We start from the raw sequence: 20,119 nt of genomic DNA, 5'->3' as shown, positions 1-20,119 counted from the left end.
CAAAATCGGTCGCTCCATACTGTTGCATGATAAATCGAAGGCCGCCGTTGGCCGGGCCGATGTTATAGGCCAGCAAACCCAAAAATAGATCTTTGTGCATCTGGTCCAGATAATATTTGAATGTCGCTGCAGCAATAAATGCATTATGCCGTGGATCAAGTAGCGAAGGCTTACTTATTGCCAGCTTTTTGCTGGCTTGTTCCATGATAGCTTTAGGTACTTGGGTAATTTGAAACAAGCCGTGTCCACCGTCCAGGCTGTCTCTGGGCAAGAAAGAAGATTCCGTTGCAGCGATGCCTTGCAGAAGATTAGGATCTATATCGAATGCCTTGGCCGCTTCTACAATAGCTGGGTTAAATGCTTGTTCACGGTTAACCAGTTGTAGCAATTGCGCTTGATTATATCGCCGATAGGCTGCGTAGACCTGATGAGCCAGTGTAACCCTGCTGGCTTCCTGCTTGCCGCCGACCAGGGTGCGAAAGTGTCCGAACGCTCGGGTAAAGTGGTTTTGCATCACGAACCAGCCAACAATCAGCGCAAAGCCGATAGCCAGAACCGGAGGCAAAAACGCAGCTTTGTGCTGCAACCATTTGCGCAGTTTCCACCAAGCTATCAACAGCACAGCCGATGTAATTATCAATCCCAAAACGCCGATTGCAAACGGTAATAAACTGGTGAAAAAACGAGTGCCGGAAAACCAGCTAGCCGAATAGCCCAGCAAAATCATAATGGCAGAAACCGCAGTTATCGCCAAACCTAGCGCTTCAAGACCTATCACCAACAGTCTGTTTTTGAAGCTGGTAATAGGCTGCTTAAGCGGTACTTTTTTTTGTGTTTTCCGTGTTGCGCGAGGTTTGGGTTTTGGGTTGGTTTCCAGTTTAACACTGGCCCGTTTACGTGGAGTTGCCGGTTTATTCATACAAGCAGATTTCGGCGAATGTTGTGACGCATAAATTCATAAGGGTAAGAAAATATAACTATAGCGGGTCTGAATGTTACATTTACAGTAATTTTAATTTTGAAACTTGATAAAAAATTTATCAAGTTAATAGCATAGATGACTTGAAGTTGTGTGCTTTATGCAGTAAACGTAAGTTGCCGGAAAGATATTCCATAAAAACATTGTTGTAAAAGTTGGAAAAATCGAAGCGGCTCGAGTAGTATACGCGGGTTTTGATGGCTTCATGATGGATACATGATCCGAATAATAGGAATTAAATGCCATCAATATTTATGGAAAACAGATCATCTCTTTCAATTGACAATGAAATTATTAACTCAATACCTTTGGCTTTGCTGGTTCATTAATAACCCCGCTGACTTGGTTCCCTCTAAATCGTTTATGTGGAAAACAGTGGTGTTTTATCTTATTTCAGGATGTATTGTTGAGGGCTTGATTGCCGATCCTGCCGATGGTTCTCTGGAAGTTTTTTTGAGAACCATCATGGCCTTTAGCTCCATCGCTGTGTTATTGCTGATTGTCAAAAAATGGCAGTATTTTAATCAATTATTCACGGCTATTTTTGTCTGCGAAAATTTTATTATGACACTGGCAATCGCCGCCGAAGCATTGGATTTTGTAATGGTGATGAACCGGGAAGAATACCGGGAAGAGATATCGATCAGTTTGGCCGTATTACTGGTTGGATGGTATTTAGCGATTGTCGGTTATATTCTGAGGCAGTTTTTCTCGTACAAAACGGGCGTCAGCGTTATTTTAGCGTTTAGTTATTTTGTTTTAACTTACGGCATCCCGATGTTAGTTATGGATATATAAAATCCGGAGTATAAGTCAGGCCGAAGTTTAGCCATGAGTTATTGGGCGATTAATAGACGATAAGATTTTTTGTCGAATATATGCGTTCATTGCACATATTGCCTAGACGGATTGCTAATCCTCATCTAAAGGATAATCGGCCTCTTGTTTTTCCGCTTCCTTTATCGCCAATTGCCGCTCCAGGTGTTGTTTTTCACGAGCCAATAATTCAATTTCCCGGCGAAGATAAACATCGGATTCCATTCTGTTTTTATAATTTTCCTTTTTCAGTGTCAGACGGTGCTGTTCACGGCGTCTTTGATTTTCGGCATCGGCTTCAAATTCCAGTTGTTTTTGGCGTTGTTCAAAGGCTATTTGTTGAGCTTGGGTTTTATCTTTAGATTCTCTCCATCTAGCCTGCTGGTTTTCATATTTGGCAATATCGGCTTCCAGTTCTTTTGCCTTTAATTTGGCTTGGTGTGCCAATAGTTCCATGTGATTTGTTTGTTCTGCAATTCTAAGACGGGCTTCATGTTTTTGCTGTTCCTGAAGCTCCGCTTCCAGCGTTATTTCCTTTAGGCTATTCTCATGCTTAACTTTTTCGGCATGGAGCCGCTTTTCAATTTCAAATTGTTCCAGCAGCTGTTTTTCTTTTTCTTCAAGTAAAAGCTTTGTATTTAAAGCTTTTTGAGACTGTTTCAGGCGTTCCAGTTCGGCATCGCGATTTAGTTGCTCAAGCTGCTTTTGTTTATGTTCCAGTTTTTGCTTTTCAATTTCTTGTTCCTGGCGGAATAATTCTTCTCTTTGCGCTTCGTTAAATTCAAAGTTTTTTTTAAGAACGCATAAATAAACACTTTCCTGAGCCAGCTGCACATCGGGAAATTCCTCAAACGAGGCTTTTAATATGCATAATGTTTGTGACTGGATATTTTGCAATATCAGCATTTCACTAGCAGCCAAAGAAATCTTCTTTTCAATATCGGTTAAGCCTTTTTGCACCCATGCGCCATCCGATAAATTAAGCAGCTCTTTATCTATCAAGTTGATAAGCAAATCTTCATAGGCGGTTTTTATATGCCCATTAATATCAGCCAAAATATCCATATTGTTGCGGGCATATTTCAATGTAGCCTGAAAGCGAATGTCCAGCATTACATCAATCGTACAAAAGCCGTCGTAAAGCTTGATTTGGTGGTTAACGCTCCAGTTTTCTACCGGTAACGGATAAATAAGGTGATAAAAGCGTCTAACAAATCCTTCTGGGCGTATAAATAGCTTCCAATAAGGTCCTAACTTGGTGAGGACAAGCTGACGGTCTGCATCAAAAACGGGATCCCATGTCTCTGAAACAGCAATATCGTCATTGGCTAAGGTGCCTTCAATAAACCATTTGTCGATTTCAGTTCTGGAACTATGCGTCATTTGCTTGCCTGACAATGTTGGACTCGGCTTTTAACCGGTTTATCTTATCGCCCATTTTTTCAGCAATCAATGGATAAAGGTTGGGCGCAAATTCTACGGTTTTATTATCGATTTTTCTTAAGAAACCACGGCTTAATAATAAGCCTACGGCAAACATTCTCGACCAGTCGGAATAACGCCGCGCCCGTTCCATTTCGGTTTTCTCGATCGTCATTTCGAGTTCGTTGTTTTTATTGATTCGAAACTCGGTAAACTGTCTTAAGCATTCAAAAACCAAGTCTTCTTCCTCTGCGGTCAACGGGCCGGGGGCGGTAAATTCAAGGCGGTATGACAGTAGTACGGTGAAAAATTCAACCATACCCGCACAAATAAAAGCGAACAGCGAAAAATCGGACCACATCGCGGCCGAAGGTTGGACAGGGGCTATGAACTGATTATAAGTCATCAATAACGGTGCTTCCGGCAAGGATTGGCCGATATTGCCTGAGAGCAGGTTGATCTTCAGCTGGACATTCTGGAAGTTCTCCAGCATTGCGGAATAAGCGCTCTCAATATTGGTTGCGACATCCAGCGCATTGATGCTGACTTGCAGTTTTTGAATATCCTTGTCCAACTCGGAAAAATCATGATCGAATCTTACCTGTTGCTCTTTTTTCTCTTGATAAATCTGGTTGTAATGTTTCCAGAAAGGCCCTTCGCCAACTTGCTTCCTATAGCCTTCGGCAATTTGCGCATGGGTGCCGAAATAGGCCTGCTGCACATCGAGCGTCGCTTTTTCCAGATCGGTGCGCTGTTGTTTTAGGACCTCGCCTTTAATGACTAAGACGCGGTCTATATAGGACTTTACATCGGTCCTGATCTGATTTAAGCGGTTGATGTGCAGATTGTCCTGCTGGGAAATTTCATAAAACTTGAAATAAGAGAACGATACAGAAGCGGTCAAAGCAACCAGCAAAGAACATACCACGGAAAAATAGCGAAAGCGGTTGGCTTGCCAATGCATGCCGGCAATTTCCAGCGAACAAATCACAATAATGGATTGAATGGCAATGGTGATGATCAGTGCAATCCAGGAGGTGATGAAATGAGACATGCCGTAATAGGTGGTAAAGCCAGAGGCGACACTCAGCATTAAGACAATGGGAATCGTCCATACCCTTAATAAGCCTACGAATAAGGTCTGGACGCTATTAATCAGATAGCCCACGCCGGAAGCTCTTATTTTGGAGAATTCAGATTTTTTCATTTTAAGGTAGCGGTGTTCAGGCTTGCGCGTTGAAAAGTTAATGGCAATATTTTTTATCTTACCTCATCTTGTACGAATATCGGAACGGAATTTCTCATTTGAAAAAAGGGTAAATTAAGATCAAGGCAGGAGCAGCTTTGCCTGATTTGGCTCCTGCGCTGGGTTCTCGCCTTAATAGATAATCCTCTGGTCTTTCAACACGCTGTAAATGTCATCGATAGTCTGAGTTACGGAGTCAAAATCTAGATCAGCCAAATTAGCGCTGTCATTGACGCACAAGCAAATCAATCCGGCGTTTTTGATGGCGGCGATCAGTGCTTTGTCTTGAGTCTCCAAAACCGTTGCGGCATGACCGTTATCAAACAGTTTTCGCTCCAGTTGGTAGGCGATGTCCTTGCTGTTTGCACCGGCAAGAGCAATCGCTGTGGCTTTTTGGCTGAAACGTGCGGCGCGCTCTTCGGGGCTGACCGGTTGCAAGCTTTCTTGGCCGGTACTGCCGGTAATCATGCCTGCACCAACAGTGCCGTTGGTCAGGCGGTCTATGATGATGAAAGCGCCGGTGCCTTTATGGGTTTTGTACGGGTCGAAAACCACGGGTGCGTTCACAGAGACCGTGCAGGAGCCGATCTCGTTCAAGCGCAACTCGGTTGCGTCGTGGTGCTCCAGGGTATTGACATCGATTCTATGGTGAATCATAGCAATGGAGCCCGGCACACTGCGCGTCGCCAATTTGATAGTGTATTGCCGACCCGGCGCCAGCGCATTTTCAGCCATCCAGACGATAGTGGCGTTGAATTTATCCGAGACGGTTGCCGATGTTTGCTCGGTACCGATAATTGTATCGCCGCGGCTAATATCGATTTCGTCTTCCAATGTTAAAGTAACGGCCATCGGCGAGAAAGCTTGTTCCAACTCGCCGTCATAAGTCACGATTTCTTTGATTTTGCTGCTTTTACCGGAAGGCAGGACGGTGATCTTGTCGCCTTTTTTAAAAATGCCGGAAGCGACCGTGCCGCAAAAACCGCGAAAATCGAGGTTGGGGCGGTTAACATACTGAACCGGAAAACGGGCATCGCTGAAATTGCGGTCGTTGGCGATTTCAATGCTGTTTAGCGCTTCCATTAGCGGCAAGCCGGTGTACCAGGGCATATTAGCGCTGGGATTGACTACGTTATCGCCGTCCAGTGCCGACATCGGGATGAAGGTAATGTCCTGCAGGTCGAGCGATTTTGTAAAACTCAAATAATCCTGCTTGATTTTGTTATAGGTGGCTTCTCTATACTCGACCAAGTCCATTTTGTTGACGGCGACGATAATGTGATGAATGCCCAGCAACGAGGCGATAAAGCTGTGCCGCTTGGTTTGGGTTTGCACACCGTAACGGGCATCGATCAGGATAATCGCCAAATCGCAGGTTGAAGCGCCGGTTGCCATATTGCGGGTGTATTGTTCGTGCCCTGGGGTGTCGGCAATAATGAATTTGCGTGTCGCGGTAGAGAAATAACGATAGGCTACATCAATGGTGATGCCCTGTTCGCGTTCGGCTTGCAGGCCGTCGACCAGTAAGGCCAAGTCTATCTTGCCGGCGCCGGTGGTGCCGGATTTGGCGCTGTCGGCCTGGACGGCGGCCAATTGGTCTTCATAGATCATTTTGGAGTCGTGCAACAGGCGGCCGATCAGCGTGCTTTTGCCGTCGTCGACATTGCCGCAGGTTAAAAAGCGCAATAGTTCTTTGCGTTCGTGTTGCGCTAAATACGCGTCTATATCGGTACTGATTAAATCGGATTGGTGGGACATGGGTGTTCCAAAAATAAAAAATTAAATTAAGTTAGGCAAAAGGCGCAGGGCAAAAGGTGAAAGCTAGGTTGACCGCGATTTAATTAGGGCGGACAGCATCTTTGAAATGTGTTCTGCTTCGTTTTTCCATAACATGCCTGTTTCTTTTGAAATGTAGCCAATTTCGATGCCTATGTAGATTTGGGTGCGTAATTCACCGGAGGAGCCTTTTGCATAATAAAAGAATTTATTGGAATCTTTATCGCTGCCCCTTTCAAAACCTTCCGCTATGTTACTGGGTATAGACAAGCTAGAGCGAGTTACCTGATCTTTAAAGCCAAAATCCTTACAAGTAGCTAAGACTTTGTATATCTCAACACAGAGCCGTGATGAACGCCGCCAAACATCCAAGTCTTCAAACCGCGCCATCTTTAGCCCTTAGTCTTTCGTCTTTCGCCTGCCCTTAAAAATACCCTTCGCGCTTTTTCTGCTCCATGGAACCGGCTTGGTCGTGATCTATCAATCGTCCTTGGCGTTCTGATGTTGTTGTTAACAGCATTTCCTGAATGATTTCCGGCAGGGTGGTGGCGGTTGATTCCACTGCGCCGGTTAGCGGATAACAACCTAAAGTACGGAAACGCACCATTTTCATTTCAATTTTTTCATCTGGGCGGATCGGCATGCGCTCATCGTCAACCATGATCAACATGCCGTCGCGGTTAACGACAGGGCGTTCCTTGGCAAAATACAGAGGTACGATCGGAATATTTTCCAGATGGATATATTGCCAGATGTCCAGCTCTGTCCAGTTGGACAGCGGGAATACCCGGATGCTTTCGCCTTTGTCTATTTTGCCGTTGTAGATGTTCCATAATTCAGGGCGCTGGTTTTTGGGATCCCAGCGGTGATTTTTATCGCGGAACGAATAAACCCGCTCCTTAGCGCGCGATTTTTCCTCGTCGCGCCGGGCACCGCCGAACGCCGCATCAAACTGGTATTTATCCAGCGCCTGCTTGAGACCTTCGGTTTTCATCACGTCGGTGTGTATCTTGCTGCCGTGCGTAAAAGGCCCGATGCCCTGGGCTATGCCTTCCGGATTGATATGAATCAGCAGCTCGAGCCCCAGTTTCTTGACCATCTGGTCGCGAAACTCGATCATTTCCTTGAATTTCCAAGTGGTATCCACATGCAACAACGGAAAAGGCGGCTTGCCAGGATAAAAAGCTTTCATGGTCAAATGCAACATGACGGCGGAATCTTTGCCGACTGAATACAACATCACCGGACGTTCAAATTCGGCTGCGACTTCGCGAATAATATGAATGCTCTCAGCTTCCAGCTGTTTAAGGTGGGTCAGTTTATAATCAGTCATTAAAATTCCGTCAGATTTGGAGGTCACGCTATTTATAAATGCGCTCAATAAAAAGACGACTATTTTAGTTTGAACGAAGCTTTAATACCAGATTTGCTTGGGATTTATTGGTAGTTGAACGGATGTTAAAGCATATTTTTAGGCCTGAAAAATTCAAAACTGTTTGTTGCTGATAAATTAACTGAAGCTGACGCATCATTAATCAGTGCGGCCAAATAGTACCTTGATGATATTATTTGCCGGCTATGCGCGTGCAGAGAGGCGATGAGTTTGTTGTTATTTTGACCGAACTGGTGAGCAAATAGAATCGGTATGCAATAAAACATGGCATATTGCGGAAAAAAGCAACAGGCTATCTGCAAGGTTTGTTAGTGGTATATCAAATATCGCAGTATTTTTAATTTGACGGTGGATAAAATGAAAATTGATTTTTTGGGGTCAGCAAGCTTTGCCGGGTTACTGAGGAAAACTTTCTGCGGTCTGATTGTGATGATGTTCCTGTTAACTTCAGGATGCGCTACGATCGGCCATGAGTTTCCTGCAGGTCAGGTATCAACCATTAAGATAGGGGAAACTACCCAGAATGACATTTACACTACGTTTGGAGCCCCTTGGAGAACCGGTCTTGATAATGGTATGAAGACATGGACTTACGGTAACTATTATTACAGTTTGTTTAGTGACGGCAGTACCGAAGATTTGGTTATTAAATTTGACAATCGCGGTGTTGTTGCATCTTTTGTATTCAATACCACCAAGCGCTCGAAATAAATTAGATGTATATGTGGGAGGCGGCATCGTTTAAAACGTCTCCTGCGTGTTTTCGTGACAAACGGCATTATTTGTAAAACTCTGGACTTGATCAGACAATTGCCAAAATTAGTCTCAACTGTATCAGACCTTGACTGTCTCAGTTCGACCCAAATCGGCCTTTCCTTATCTTTGTTTGACTGGCGGGTTAGTGTTGCATGATTGACGTTAGGACAAACAGGCCTGTAGGATGTGCTTCAGTATCACCAACTCGCTGAAGATTACGTTCAGCACAACATTATATACCGTAGGGTAGTTAGAGATAGTATGAAAGACTTATTCCCCGGCCATTTTAAAGAAGTTGAACGCCAGCTTAGGGAAATTTGGGATACATCATTGTTCGTATTTGATGCAAATATTCTTCTAAATCTGTACAGATATTCAGATACAACTCGCCAAGAGTTTCTGCGGATTTTAGAAAAAATAAAAGATAGGGTGTGGCTTCCCCATAGGGCTGCCGAGGAATATTTGAACAGCCGATTATCAGTAATTGATCAGCAAGAAAAATCATACGACGACACGATCAAGGCTATTGAGATATTTAAACGTGACTTGGAGAATACCAGACAGCATCCTTTTGTTAGTCAAGATATTATGACTAAGGTTTCCAGTGTTTTCGATGAGCTTTGTGCAGAGCTTGAAAAAAACAAATCAGTCCACACCACGCGTATTTACAATGACGAAATTAAGGATGCTGTTGCCTCTATCTTTAAAGATAGAGTTGGTTTCCCCTATGAAAGATCACGTTTAGAAAAATTAATATCGGAGGGTGAGGAAAGGTACAAGCAAAAAATCCCACCAGGGTTTAAGGATGGCTCAAAGTCAGGAGACAGTGAGGTTTTTACAGAGAAGTGCAGAAAATATGGCGATCTTATCGTATGGACTCAGGTTATCGAAAAAGCAATTGAATCTGGGAAAGGTGTTGTTTTAGTTACTGATGACAAAAAGGAAGACTGGTGGGAAAAGTTTAAAGGGAAGACTATTGGGCCTCATCCAGAGCTAGTGAAAGAATTTAAGGATCGCGCAAATAATACATTTTATATGTATCAAGCAGACCGATTTCTAGAGTTAGCAAGAGAAAATCTAGGCGAGCAGGTTAGCGACGAAATCGTTGCAGAAATCAGGGAAGTCAGACACTCGGAAAAATTGGCCCAAAGGCGTCAAAAAGAGATGGAGTATGTTAAAAAACGAAAAAATGAAATAAATCGCTTATTTAAGGAGCTTGATTATAGCAAACACCGGTTGGTGGCTTACGATGAAGAGAGGCATGTGTTGCAACAACGTATGCATGAGCTTGAATCAATGCGTAAAGAAATGAGACGTCACGAAGAATATCTGATGAGAGAGGATCATGAAAATCCAGAGTTTGAACTTTTCATGAAACGCAATGCAACTATATCAGAAGAATATGCGCAAGTTAGAAAAAACCTTGAGCATTCATCCATAAAATTCAATGAGATGCAAATGAGTATGATGGCACTAGAAAAGGAAGTGGCTCATCGAATGAAAATGATTGAACAAGAAAGTGCAGAGGACTCGTAAATTCGCCTCTGATTGGATTGTGTCGTTAAGAACGGTCAGTTTTGACATAAACCAGACGGTCGAAGATAAGTTTCGACTGGCAGAAATTGGCCGGCTGTTGTCCATCACTGTCTGTTAAACGGGCATTTGATGGACAGATTTGTAACGCAACGTCGAATATTTTTCAGAATGAGCTCCAGATTTGCCAGTTATCGCGCAGAACGAGTTAAATGAAAACAATGCATTAACAGTTTCAGCAATCAACACCGACACGCTTTCCTGGCAAATTTTCAACACCTATTGTTGATAGTTTATCAGTGCGGGCTGAATGCAGTTTTACGAACATATCGAAAGCAAGCCAGAGGAATAGCGGACCGGGAACGCTTTCAATCATCAAGCCCTTTTTACTTATCGACCAGATGCCAGCGCCGACGAACGCCAGAGGAAGCGCCAGTTTCAAATCGATAGGAAGCCCGGTAGTTCCGCGTATGAGCCGATTCAGATCGTTAACGGCCGCTATAAATTCCGGCGCTTCACCGTCGTGATCAGCCTCTCTATTCTCGCCAATACTCGGTAAATGCGCTATGGAGTCAATAACCACATCCATATCTTCCAGGAAACCCAGGATGCCAGACATCGAATGGCGACCATGATCGTAATGAACAGTCACGCTCCCGCAATCCGGATTCGTCCGCACATCGAGTATGCCTTCTCGCGCTGCTAGATTGCGCTTTATGTCTTCCATCGTTTCTTTGTCGCGATTCTGTCGATGAAGTTTGAAGCGGATACGCCCCGGTACATGGCTGGCTACAACGGCAGATTTGTTCTTGCTAGGTTTTGCATCGACCATGTCGTCCTCCGAAACCTTAATGACTAGGAAAAAGCTTGTCGCTCGGACAGAATAAGGGGCGTGTTGACGCCGCATGAAAATTAACTCGCTTCAAGGTCAGATTCCAGATTTAAAATAACCAAGGAACTAACACGATTGTTCCTGTAAATTCATTAGCATAGAATAATCCTTGATCAATTTTTGTTGTCACCACCATATTGGTCGCATCCAGTTATATAGACAATAAGCTCAATTACGTAAGAGAATACTTTCGCGTACCAGATGATGAGTATACGAAACCAGGGTTATCGGCGATTCTTTTCTCCACTATGTAAATGGCTCTCAATTTTTGCCATTCATTGTCCGCATCGGTCTTGCCAATTAATGCAGGGCATGAAAAGCACGCAAGCGATTAACTTAGAACTTATCCTTAAATAACTTGATAAATTCCTAAGCGTTGTGAAAGAATCGCACTACGTCATTTTGATAGAGGTTGCAGTTCATTGAAAAGACTACAAAGTCGGAAAAGCAAGGTATCCTGCTGGCGATAGTGCTTTCGCTGCTGGCGCATACACGTCACGGCTACCACCCGAAAAACTACGTCATGATCGCTTCCGCAAAGAGTGGTTGGCAGCCGCAGCCGCTGATGACAGAGACGCAGGTCGTACCGGGACTCATGGTCTATCATTTCAGTCATAGCATTTATTACGCCAATGCAGGAGTGTTTTCCTCTCAAGTCACTGAACTGGTAGAGAATGCCGAGCCGCCCCTGAAGTGGTTCTGTATCGAAGCATCCGCGGTCGATGATGTGGACTATTCAGCTGCCGAGACTTTACGTTCTCTTCAAGGGTTTTTGCAGGAAAAAGGCATCCGGCTGGTATTCGCTCACATGATGGAGGATCTGAAGGTCAAAATCTATTCGGATCTTGAGAAACAGGTGAGCAAAGACGCTTTCTACGACAGTATCCATGAAGTCTTACCGTCATTCGTCCAATTCCGCAACTGGCGGATAGAGCTTGATGGCAATTGAATGAGCAAAACCGACCCAAACCGACCATTTCACTAAAATGGTTTGACTGGCTAGTTAGTTTTACATAATTGACTGTCTTAATAAAGAAAGCCCGCCTATCAATTTCTGAGGAGATATAGTCAATTTATTGCAAGAATTTGTCCCAAAAGGATGATATATAAAAACTATCTAATTATTTTTTAAGCTTCAGGAGAACCATGTTGAAAGCATTTCGTAGCGGCAGTACAGACACTACAAAGATCGGCTACGTCAACCACAACAATCAGCGGTGTAGCGGCCATCGGGGTGTGGAAGGCACTGATCATGGTCAGTATGCCTATCGAATGGAGTGCTTAGAGGCGCAATGTGGAAGCGTTTATGGAGCCAATGGCACTGATGTCTTCCAACGAAAGTGTCCGAGCTGTCAGGGCGGTTCGGCCGGCATCGATTTCTAACCATGCCTAACCCTTCCATCGAGTGGAAGTCTTCCAGCGGGCTTCGCCCGCTTACAGTAGCCGCTCATATCAAGCGCTATCTCTTTTAGCAAACTTCTATGGTTTTCTTTCAAGTAAGTTGGTTTACTGCAGCTTTGATTGGAATGTTCAGTTTCGCCTGTATGGCGCTGATTCTCAAGAAACTGACTTATTGGCTTCCTACTCCCATTATTTTGCTCTACTTATTCACGTTTACGTCTGCTCTCTACTTAATCTTGGGTATTAAGCGAGGCTCTCAGTTGGGCATAAGCTGGCAAGCGCTTGGCCTCCTCGCACTTGCTTCGGTTTTTGCATTCATTGGGAATCTTGCAGATATAGAAGCACTGAAACTCGCTCCAAATCCTGGGTATGCCTCAGCGGTCAAGGCGGGCCAAATTCTTGTGATCACATTCGCCGCTCTGTTGCTTTTTCCAGAGCAAAAGTTATCGGTACAAGGGATGTGTGGAGTCTTATTGGTTTTTTTTGGCGTAGTGATGCTGAGTCTACAGAGGTAAAAGAGATAACAACCAAATCGCGCCGACAGTAAACTGTAGCTCACTCAAGTCGTTAAATTTTATTCTTGACCTTGTCTCTATTCATTGGCTGGAGGATTTTCGATTAATGATACTCATTGAATGACTGCTCCATGATTTTGACCAGTCGTTCGTTGGAAATTAGCGACTGGCTCTTAATGGCCCAGGGTGTGTCAAAACGCATAAACAAAATCTCCAGCGGTGGCACTTGCTCTATTTACTTGTAAAAAATAGCTAAATGCTAACAACAATCTCCACTTATCAGTGTAATTTAGTCAATAATCGATTGATTGTCTCCACCATAATTATGGATTTTACGTTTTGACACACCCTCGGCCGTACAGAGAATTATTTGCGAGAGGGCAATCTCAATTCATAGAAGACACTAAAATATTTGTTTGGGTCTAAGACATAAGATACCGTTTAAGTTAATCTGCTGGCTCGGCTTGATCTTTTCTAATAAGTAATGTGTCAATTTGCCAAGTATAGAATAAGTGAGGTAGCGATCTATGACTGAGGATCAGGAAATATGCGAGTTTAAGCCGCCAGAGAAATTTAATGATCCAAACTATAACTGTAGCCATCCCTCTACAAGGGATGGTCTTTGTATTTTTCATATTTATAAATATACCGAACAGGAAAAGCAAGCCATGGCGCAAGAAGAGCGCATGGCAGCGGAAGAGATTGACGAGCAGTTCCGGCAGCTCTTTTTACGACTTTTAGAAAATGAGGAGGAAGATCTAGAGGTTGAAGTTTGTGATTTCTGCTATTTTCATTTTCCTACAATTGATCTAAGTCAACGACAGTTTACAAAGCCAATAAAATTAATAGGAGCCAAATTCAGCGATAAAACTGATTTCATGATGGCTAAGTTCAACAATAATACTGTCTTTAGGAAAGCCTTGTTCGGTAATGAGACGAACTTTAGAGAAGTCGAATTCGGTAATGAGATTGACTTTAAGGATGTCGAATTCGGCAATGAGACTAACTTTAGAGAAGCCAAATTCGGTAATGAGATTGACTTTGCTGGCGCCGAATTCGGCAATAAGACTAATTTTATAAGCGCCAGATTTGGCAATAAGACTGACTTTAGATGCACCAAATTCGGCGATCACACTAACTTTAGCGACTCTACATTCGTCAATATGGCTGACTTTGGATATGCCAAATTAGGTAATAAGGCTGATTTTTATGGTGCTAAGTTTGGCAGTAGGGCTGTCTTTTTGCGCACCAAATTTGGTGATGAAGCCTACTTTTGGGATGCCAAATTCGACAATAACGCTGTATTTATGGATGCCGAGTTCGGCGATGGGGCTAACTTTTGTGAGGCCAAATTCGGGGATGAGATCATCTTTCTTAAAGCCAAATTCGGCATTAGGGCTTACTTTAGGAAAACCAAATTTGGCAATAAGATTAGCTTTATGAAAGCTGAATTCGGCAGTGAGACTAACTTTTGGTATGCCAAATTCGGTGATGGGATCATCTTTAATAGCGCCAAATTCGGCAATAAGACTATCTTTTGGCAAGCCGAATTCGGCAATGAGACTAGCTTTGGAAAAGCCGAATTCGGTAATGAGGCTGACTTTAAGGGGACCGAATTCGGTAATAAGACTATTTTTTCTGGCACTGTTTTCAATGGAAAAGCTAATTTTGAAGGAGATCAGATTTTTAAAAGAGCATGCTTTTTTACAGGAGTTGGGCTAAATGAAAAGGCAGAAATTATTTTTATAAAAGTTGATTTAAGTCAGACAAGCTTCTTGGATTCTGATTTAGAAAGAATCCGTTTTCGCGATGTGATCTGGCCCAGAAAAGGTAGACGCCGAGGCTTGTGGGATGAATTTCAATTTGACCGTATCTCTTTTTATGAAAAGCAGCATGATTATGAAAAAATAGCGGAAAATTATCGTCAGTTAGTTCTCAACTACGAGGCAAAACGAGATTTCGATACAGCGGAAGACTTCCATATTGGCGAAATGGAGATGCGTCGTAAGAAGAAAAGAGCCATAGCAAATACAAAAGCATATAACGCTGCGGAAGCAAAGTGTTTTTGGGCGGAAAGGATGTGGAGAGGGTGGGGACTTATACAAGAGTGGATAAATGGATATGCGGTATACCGATTTTTGAGCAAATACGGAACAAGTTACTTGCATGGGATGATGGTTTAATCTTCTGGATTGCTCTATTCTCCGGCCTCTTTCTATACACCGGTTTTGCTCCGAGCAAAGACAATTTAGAAACAAGCAGATTACGAGAGAGCACTGGCTCTGTCCATATCATCGAGTACAATATCTTCCCAGACGCTAAACATCAGCCAGTGCTGTTTAAGCAATGGATGAGCGATTACAAAAAATCGGTTTTACTCACGCTGTCAATTCTGACATTTCAAAAGGAGAGGTTCTATGATCCAGCCAATGAGAAGTCGCAGCTTGTGCTATATATCGCCGTGCTTGTCCTCACTGCACAGTCTGCCTTAATACTTTTTGCCATACGGCGGCGATACAAGCGGTAGTACTGGTTATTTTTCAAAGCTTCTTTAAGTAGAGGCTTTTTTGCCTTTTTTACAGTCAAATCTCTTTACAGCTAGACTGTGCTTTCAACGCTTACAGAGTTCTCGCTCCATCCGCATACCCACTAAGCTAAACTAGCCATCGAAGGTCCGCTTTGCCACAATGACCAGCCGGTCATGCATAGTTGATGAGTGGCAGGACTTGGCCGAACTAGGACCCTCAGTGTCACGTTCAATCCAAGCAAATATTTTGAAACTGTCGGATCAAGTTCAGAGTTTTACAGCATTATTTGTTCATATCCAAAGCTAATGCCTCGGCAACTTTGATACCATCTACGGCCGCAGAAAGAATCCCGCCCGCATAGCCAGCACCTTCTCCAGCCGGATATAGCCCTTTGATATTCAGGCTTTGGTAATGCTCGTTGCGTTTGATGCGGATAGGCGAAGAGGTGCGGGTTTCTACTCCTGTCAGCACAGCATCTTTCATTGCAAAGCCTTTTATTTTTTTATCGAAAGCGGGAATGGCTTCGCGTATAGCAGTTATGGCGTAATCCGGTAAAGCCGAACTGAGATCGCATAAATGAACGCCCGGCGTGTAGGATGGCTGTACCTTACCCAGCGCCGAAGAGGGGCGTTGGGCGAGGAAGTCGCCGACCAGTTGACCCGGCGCTTCATAAGTTTCCCCTCCCAATTTAAAGGCCCCTGCTTCCAGACGGCGTTGAAAGTCAATGCCTGCCAAGGGGTGGCCGGGATAATCGTCCGGCGTAATGCCGACAACGATGCCGCTGTTGGCGTTACGCTCGTTGCGTGAGTATTGGCTCATGCCGTTGGTGACGACATGTCCCGCTTCCGAAGTTGCAGCAACCACGGTACCGCCTGGACACATGCAAAAGCTGTACACGGCACGCCCATTGCTACAGTGATGTACCAGTTTGTAATCGGCGGCGCCCAGTAATGGATGGCCGGCATTGCTGCCGAAACGGCAAGTGTCGATTAGCGATTGCGGATGTTCTATACGAAAGCCGATCGAAAAAGGTTTGGCTTCGATATAAACTCCCCGATCATAGAGCATTTTGAAAGTATCGCGCGCGCTGTGGCCGACAGCCAGCAGTACATGGTTAGTGCTAATGGTTTCGCCGTTGGCGAGTACCACGCCGCGTATCTGTCCGTTATCGATATCGAGGTCATCAACCCGGCTTTCGAAACGGATTTCACCGCCTAATGACTCGATAGTCGCACGCAGCTGCTCCACTACGGCTACCAGCCTGAACGTGCCTATATGGGGCTTGCTGACATAGAGAATTTCAGCGGGTGCGCCGGCTTTTACTAATTCAGTAAGTACTTTGCGTCCATAGTGGTTTGGATCCTTGATCTGGGTGTGCAGCTTACCGTCAGAAAAGGTACCGGCGCCGCCTTCGCCAAACTGTACATTGGATTCTGGGTTAAACAGGCCTTTTCGCCAAAGGCCGAAGGTATCTTTAGTGCGTTCCCGCACGGCTTTTCCGCGTTCCAGAATAATCGGCCGAAAGCCCATTTGAGCCAGAACCAATCCGGCAAATAGTCCACAAGGTCCTGTGCCGATGATGACAGGCCGTAATGCCGGATCCTTTGGCGCTCCAGTTACAAAACGATAAGTACTGTCCGGCGTTAAAGAGATGTACGGGTCATCCGCCAAACGTTCCAGAATTGCCTGTTCATTGGCAGCCTCAACATCAACCGTGTAAACCAGCATGATAGCGTTGCGTTTTCGTGCATCAAAGCCTTGCCTGAATATCGTATAAGTAACCGGCTCGCTTGTGCTTATGCCAAGCCGATAAAGTATCGCGGTTTTTAGCTGCTTTTTAGAATGATCGAGCGGCAGTTTAAGTTCAGTGATTCTTAGCATGTCAGGTGTTCGGATAAGTTGCAGAACTGATTGTTTTGCTGGTGGCGGTGTAATAGGATGCTTTTTATTTTACCTTAACGGTGTTTTTCTTGTTAACTGCGCGTTCGCATTAAATGGGGGGTTAATCTATGGCATTCGGAAAATTCCTGGCGGTGATTGGTGTTATTTTGGTGGTTATCGGACTCACTGTTAGTTATGCTCCTTGGTTGATTAACTGGTTTGGGAAATTGCCCGGTGATATACGTATTGAGGGTGAGCGCAAGTTTGTGTTTATCCCGATTACCTCTATGCTGATTGTTAGTATTATATTAACGTTGGTTGTTAATCTGTTTTTCCGTAAATAGTGAATTAGTTGACGTTATTTTTACAATGTATTTGTCGGATACCTCGAGTTCTTGTAGAATAATCAATTAAGTGCTGCTGTGCTCATACTAAGTGTAATTTGGAACAAGAATGGAAATATCACAAGAATTGCTACAGAAAAAAATTCTGATTGTAGATGATGCAGCCTCAATGCGGACACTAACCAAAGCTATTCTGCGAGAGGCCGGGTTCACTCATGTTTTTGATGCTCCGGGCGGAGAGGAAGCATTACTTATGATGAGAAAAGTAAAGATTAACATCGTAGTATGTGATTGGAACATGCCGGGCATGAGCGGGCTTGAGCTGTTTAAGGCGGTAAAAGACGATGCTAAATTAGAAACTCCCCCTTGGATCATGCTGACGTCATCATCTGAAGGCGATAAGGTTAAAGAAGCTATTATGGCAGGAATAACGTCTTATATTGTAAAACCCTTTAAACCGGATAACTTGGTTAAACAAGTTGTAGGAAAGCTTTCCTGATCGTTATACGCGATTGTTAAAAACAAAAAAGCCCCATTCGCAACATTAGATTGCGAATGGGGCTTTTTTTATGCTTGAGTTGATTCTACGTCAGGCTTAACTGTCGGTACGCGCCTTTTACCAATATTCTTTTTGTCCCTGTGACGGATTTTGACTTTTTCGGCAGCAGCTTTTTTAGGTTCTACTTTCTTTTTGCCGCCTGTCGCCTTTCCGGAGGCTTTAAGTTTTTTAGGGCCTTTATATTTTCCTTCCAGCTCTTTAATACTGCGGTGTTTGAATTTCTGTTTCAAAAAGCGCTCAATGCCGGACATTAAATTCCATTCGGTATGTTTCACCAGCGCAATCGTTAGGCCCAATTCATCGACCCGCCCCGTCCGGCCTATGCGATGGATATAATTGATGCCGTTTCTCGGTACATCGAAATTAATGACCAGATTGATGCCCTTGATGTCCAGGCCGCGTGCGGCAAGGTCGGTAGCAATCATGATGTTGACCGCGCCTTCGCGGAATAACTCCATCATCCGATTACGGTCTTTTTGATCCATTTCTCCATGTAGCACTCCAACCCGGAGTTTTTGACCCCGAAGCGGTCCGCGAAGAGCGTCCGCCTGAATCCTGCTATTGGTAAAGATCAGCGCCTTGTCATAGGTTTCATTTTGCAACAGCCAAGCCAATAATTTTTGTTTATGATCATTGTCGTCGGCCAGAACAATTTGCTGCTCTATATTGCGGTGTCCATCGTGCAATGTGTTTAAGGCCACGATTTCATGGTTTTTTAGCAGTTTATCAGCCATTTTGATAACGCCAAAATGCGTCAAAGTGGCGGAAAACAGCAGGGTTTGCCGTTGTGCGTTGCAGCTATCGGCGATGGCCAGTACGTCTTCGCTAAAGCCCATATCCAACATCCGGTCGGCTTCATCCAGTATCAATACTTCCAGATTGCTAAGGTTCGGTATTTCTTGCTCCATCAGTTCCAGCACTCTGCCGGGGGTTGCAATAACAATTTGAGTGTTTCTGCGGAGCATATTTTGCTGTAGCCTAAAATCATCGCCTCCGGTAATCAGGCCTGTTGTCAAGTCGGTAAACTCAGTCAACTGTTGGCAATGCTTAAAAATCTGCTGAGCTAATTCGCGAGTTGGCGTCAGGACCAATGCGCGTGTGCCGGATTGTTTGGAAGGCAAAGTGAGCAGATGATGTAATGTCGGCAGCAAGAATGCGGCGGTTTTGCCGCTACCGGTTTCGGCACTGACCAGCAGGTCTTTGTGCTCAAGAGCAAAGGGGATCGCCTTTTGTTGTACGGGTGTGGGCTGTTCGAAGCCCATTTGTTTAACTGCCGATACTAATTGTTCATCTAGCGATAGGCCTGAAAATGATGGTATTTTGTCTATTGAATTAAGATGCATGAATCTTTAAGGAGGGTTAAAGCGCAAGGTGATAAAAAGCAATCTGTTTACACATTATAAACTTTTTGTAATCAAGGTTATGATTAAATAACTATTCATTGCAAATCGGTTTTTTAGCTTTTAAGCTAGGTTAAAAATTAGGGGTAACTCTCTCGAGTCGACATAGATAAGGAATGAATCATGATACCAATTAGAGATACAGCACCCTGCCATTCAACGCCTCTAGTCACATGGGGAATAATGGCAATTTGTATTATTGTTTTTGTGTCGATGCAATTGATGCCCGATCAGCTAAGTTATCGGCTCATCAATCTTTACGGCATGGTGCCTATTCGTTATACAAATCCGTATTATGGATTGCCTTTCGATGGTTATTTATCTTTTTTAACCAGCTTGTTTTTACACGGAAACTGGTTGCATCTTAGCATGAACATGTTGTTTTTATGGATATTTGGCGACAACGTAGAAGACAGGATGGGACGATTGCCTTTTTTGGTTTTTTATTTACTGTGCGGATTGTTGGCTACTTTTTTACAGTGGTTCTTCGATCCGACTCTTGCCATTCCCGTGGTTGGCGCATCCGGTGCTATAGCCGGTGTATTGGCGGCTTATTTTTTTCTATATCCGCTTGAACGGGTTGTGGTGTGGGTTCCGGTACTGTTTTTGCCGATAGTCGTTCATGTTCCGGCGATTGCTTTCCTAGGTTTATGGGTCATCATTCAATTATATAGCGCT

Annotated in this window: 18 protein-coding genes; 9 read left to right on the top strand and 9 right to left on the bottom strand. The window is 44.1% G+C overall.

Annotated features, from left to right (window positions below; genetic code table 11):
• A partial coding sequence (locus EPO18_RS05825) for a transglycosylase SLT domain-containing protein (RefSeq protein WP_292431839.1) occupies positions 1 to 919 on the bottom strand: 919 nt, incomplete at its 3' end.
• A 345-nt stretch (positions 920 to 1,264) separates the two neighbouring features.
• On the opposite strand from EPO18_RS05825, the gene EPO18_RS05820 reads away from it, so the two are divergent.
• Complete coding sequence (locus EPO18_RS05820) at positions 1,265 to 1,777, top strand: hypothetical protein (RefSeq protein ID WP_292431837.1); 513 nt, start codon at positions 1,265 to 1,267, stop codon at positions 1,775 to 1,777.
• A gap of 114 nt (positions 1,778 to 1,891) precedes the next feature.
• Here EPO18_RS05820 and EPO18_RS05815 read toward each other — a convergent pair whose 3' ends face one another.
• The 5 genes from EPO18_RS05815 to cysD form a co-directional block, all read right to left on the bottom strand.
• On the bottom strand, positions 1,892 to 3,178 hold the full coding sequence (locus EPO18_RS05815) for a coiled-coil domain-containing protein (RefSeq protein WP_292431834.1): 1,287 nt from the start codon (positions 3,176 to 3,178) through the stop codon (positions 1,892 to 1,894).
• On the bottom strand, positions 3,168 to 4,424 hold the full coding sequence (locus EPO18_RS05810; RefSeq protein ID WP_292431831.1) for a hypothetical protein: 1,257 nt from the start codon (positions 4,422 to 4,424) through the stop codon (positions 3,168 to 3,170). Before EPO18_RS05810 ends, EPO18_RS05815 begins: the two co-directional genes overlap by 11 nt.
• Before the next feature lie 171 nt (positions 4,425 to 4,595).
• Positions 4,596 to 6,221 carry a sulfate adenylyltransferase subunit CysN gene (gene cysN, locus EPO18_RS05805; protein WP_292431828.1) on the bottom strand — a complete coding sequence of 542 codons (1,626 nt, stop codon included), beginning with the start codon at positions 6,219 to 6,221 and terminating at the stop codon, positions 4,596 to 4,598.
• 63 nt (positions 6,222 to 6,284) lie between these two features.
• Positions 6,285 to 6,629: a four helix bundle protein gene (locus EPO18_RS05800; RefSeq protein ID WP_292431825.1), complete on the bottom strand. Its 345-nt coding sequence runs from the start codon at positions 6,627 to 6,629 to the stop codon at positions 6,285 to 6,287.
• 34 nt (positions 6,630 to 6,663) lie between these two features.
• Complete coding sequence (gene cysD, locus EPO18_RS05795) at positions 6,664 to 7,572, bottom strand: sulfate adenylyltransferase subunit CysD (RefSeq protein ID WP_292431821.1); 909 nt, start codon at positions 7,570 to 7,572, stop codon at positions 6,664 to 6,666.
• Positions 7,573 to 7,989: 417 nt separating this feature from the next.
• Here cysD and EPO18_RS05790 point away from each other — a divergent pair, with 417 nt between their 5' ends.
• Together EPO18_RS05790 and EPO18_RS05785 are read left to right on the top strand one after the other, a co-directional pair.
• A complete protein-coding gene (locus EPO18_RS05790) occupies positions 7,990 to 8,343 on the top strand; it encodes a hypothetical protein (protein ID WP_292431818.1) in 354 nt (117 codons plus the stop codon).
• Positions 8,344 to 8,649: 306 nt separating this feature from the next.
• Positions 8,650 to 9,924, top strand: coding sequence for a PIN-like domain-containing protein (locus tag EPO18_RS05785; protein WP_292431815.1), 1,275 nt, complete (start codon positions 8,650 to 8,652; stop codon positions 9,922 to 9,924).
• A gap of 232 nt (positions 9,925 to 10,156) precedes the next feature.
• Here EPO18_RS05785 and EPO18_RS05780 read toward each other — a convergent pair whose 3' ends face one another.
• Positions 10,157 to 10,753: an HMA2 domain-containing protein gene (locus EPO18_RS05780; RefSeq protein WP_292431811.1), complete on the bottom strand. Its 597-nt coding sequence runs from the start codon at positions 10,751 to 10,753 to the stop codon at positions 10,157 to 10,159.
• 472 nt (positions 10,754 to 11,225) lie between these two features.
• Here EPO18_RS05780 and EPO18_RS05775 point away from each other — a divergent pair, with 472 nt between their 5' ends.
• The 3 genes from EPO18_RS05775 (at position 11,226) to EPO18_RS05765 (ending at position 14,912) form a co-directional block, all read left to right on the top strand.
• Positions 11,226 to 11,762 (top strand): STAS domain-containing protein, encoded by a 537-nt coding sequence (locus EPO18_RS05775; RefSeq protein WP_292431808.1) that lies wholly within the window; start codon positions 11,226 to 11,228, stop codon positions 11,760 to 11,762.
• A 532-nt stretch (positions 11,763 to 12,294) separates the two neighbouring features.
• A complete protein-coding gene (locus tag EPO18_RS05770) occupies positions 12,295 to 12,729 on the top strand; it encodes a hypothetical protein (RefSeq protein WP_292431784.1) in 435 nt (144 codons plus the stop codon).
• 527 nt (positions 12,730 to 13,256) lie between these two features.
• Positions 13,257 to 14,912 (top strand): pentapeptide repeat-containing protein, encoded by a 1,656-nt coding sequence (locus EPO18_RS05765; protein ID WP_292431783.1) that lies wholly within the window; start codon positions 13,257 to 13,259, stop codon positions 14,910 to 14,912.
• 627 nt (positions 14,913 to 15,539) lie between these two features.
• On the opposite strand, the gene EPO18_RS05760 is transcribed toward EPO18_RS05765, so the two are convergent.
• Positions 15,540 to 17,138 (bottom strand): NAD(P)/FAD-dependent oxidoreductase, encoded by a 1,599-nt coding sequence (locus EPO18_RS05760; RefSeq protein WP_292431782.1) that lies wholly within the window; start codon positions 17,136 to 17,138, stop codon positions 15,540 to 15,542.
• Between the two features lie 128 nt (positions 17,139 to 17,266).
• Between EPO18_RS05760 and EPO18_RS05755 the strand changes: the two genes are divergently transcribed.
• Both EPO18_RS05755 and EPO18_RS05750 read left to right on the top strand, forming a co-directional pair.
• Positions 17,267 to 17,482: a DUF2905 domain-containing protein gene (locus EPO18_RS05755; protein WP_292431781.1), complete on the top strand. Its 216-nt coding sequence runs from the start codon at positions 17,267 to 17,269 to the stop codon at positions 17,480 to 17,482.
• Between the two features lie 109 nt (positions 17,483 to 17,591).
• Positions 17,592 to 17,981, top strand: coding sequence for a response regulator (locus EPO18_RS05750; protein WP_292431779.1), 390 nt, complete (start codon positions 17,592 to 17,594; stop codon positions 17,979 to 17,981).
• Positions 17,982 to 18,049: 68 nt separating this feature from the next.
• On the opposite strand, the gene EPO18_RS05745 is transcribed toward EPO18_RS05750, so the two are convergent.
• Complete coding sequence (locus EPO18_RS05745) at positions 18,050 to 19,384, bottom strand: DEAD/DEAH box helicase (RefSeq protein ID WP_292431777.1); 1,335 nt, start codon at positions 19,382 to 19,384, stop codon at positions 18,050 to 18,052.
• 180 nt (positions 19,385 to 19,564) lie between these two features.
• Between EPO18_RS05745 and EPO18_RS05740 the strand changes: the two genes are divergently transcribed.
• Positions 19,565 to 20,119 (top strand): rhomboid family intramembrane serine protease (locus EPO18_RS05740; RefSeq protein WP_292431775.1); only part of this gene is annotated, 555 nt, incomplete at its 3' end.

The organism is Methylobacter sp., from assembly GCF_004322395.1.
In the GTDB taxonomy this organism is placed as follows: Bacteria; Pseudomonadota; Gammaproteobacteria; order Methylococcales; family Methylomonadaceae; genus Methylobacter_A.
This window is presented reverse-complemented; position numbering and strand designations above follow the sequence as displayed.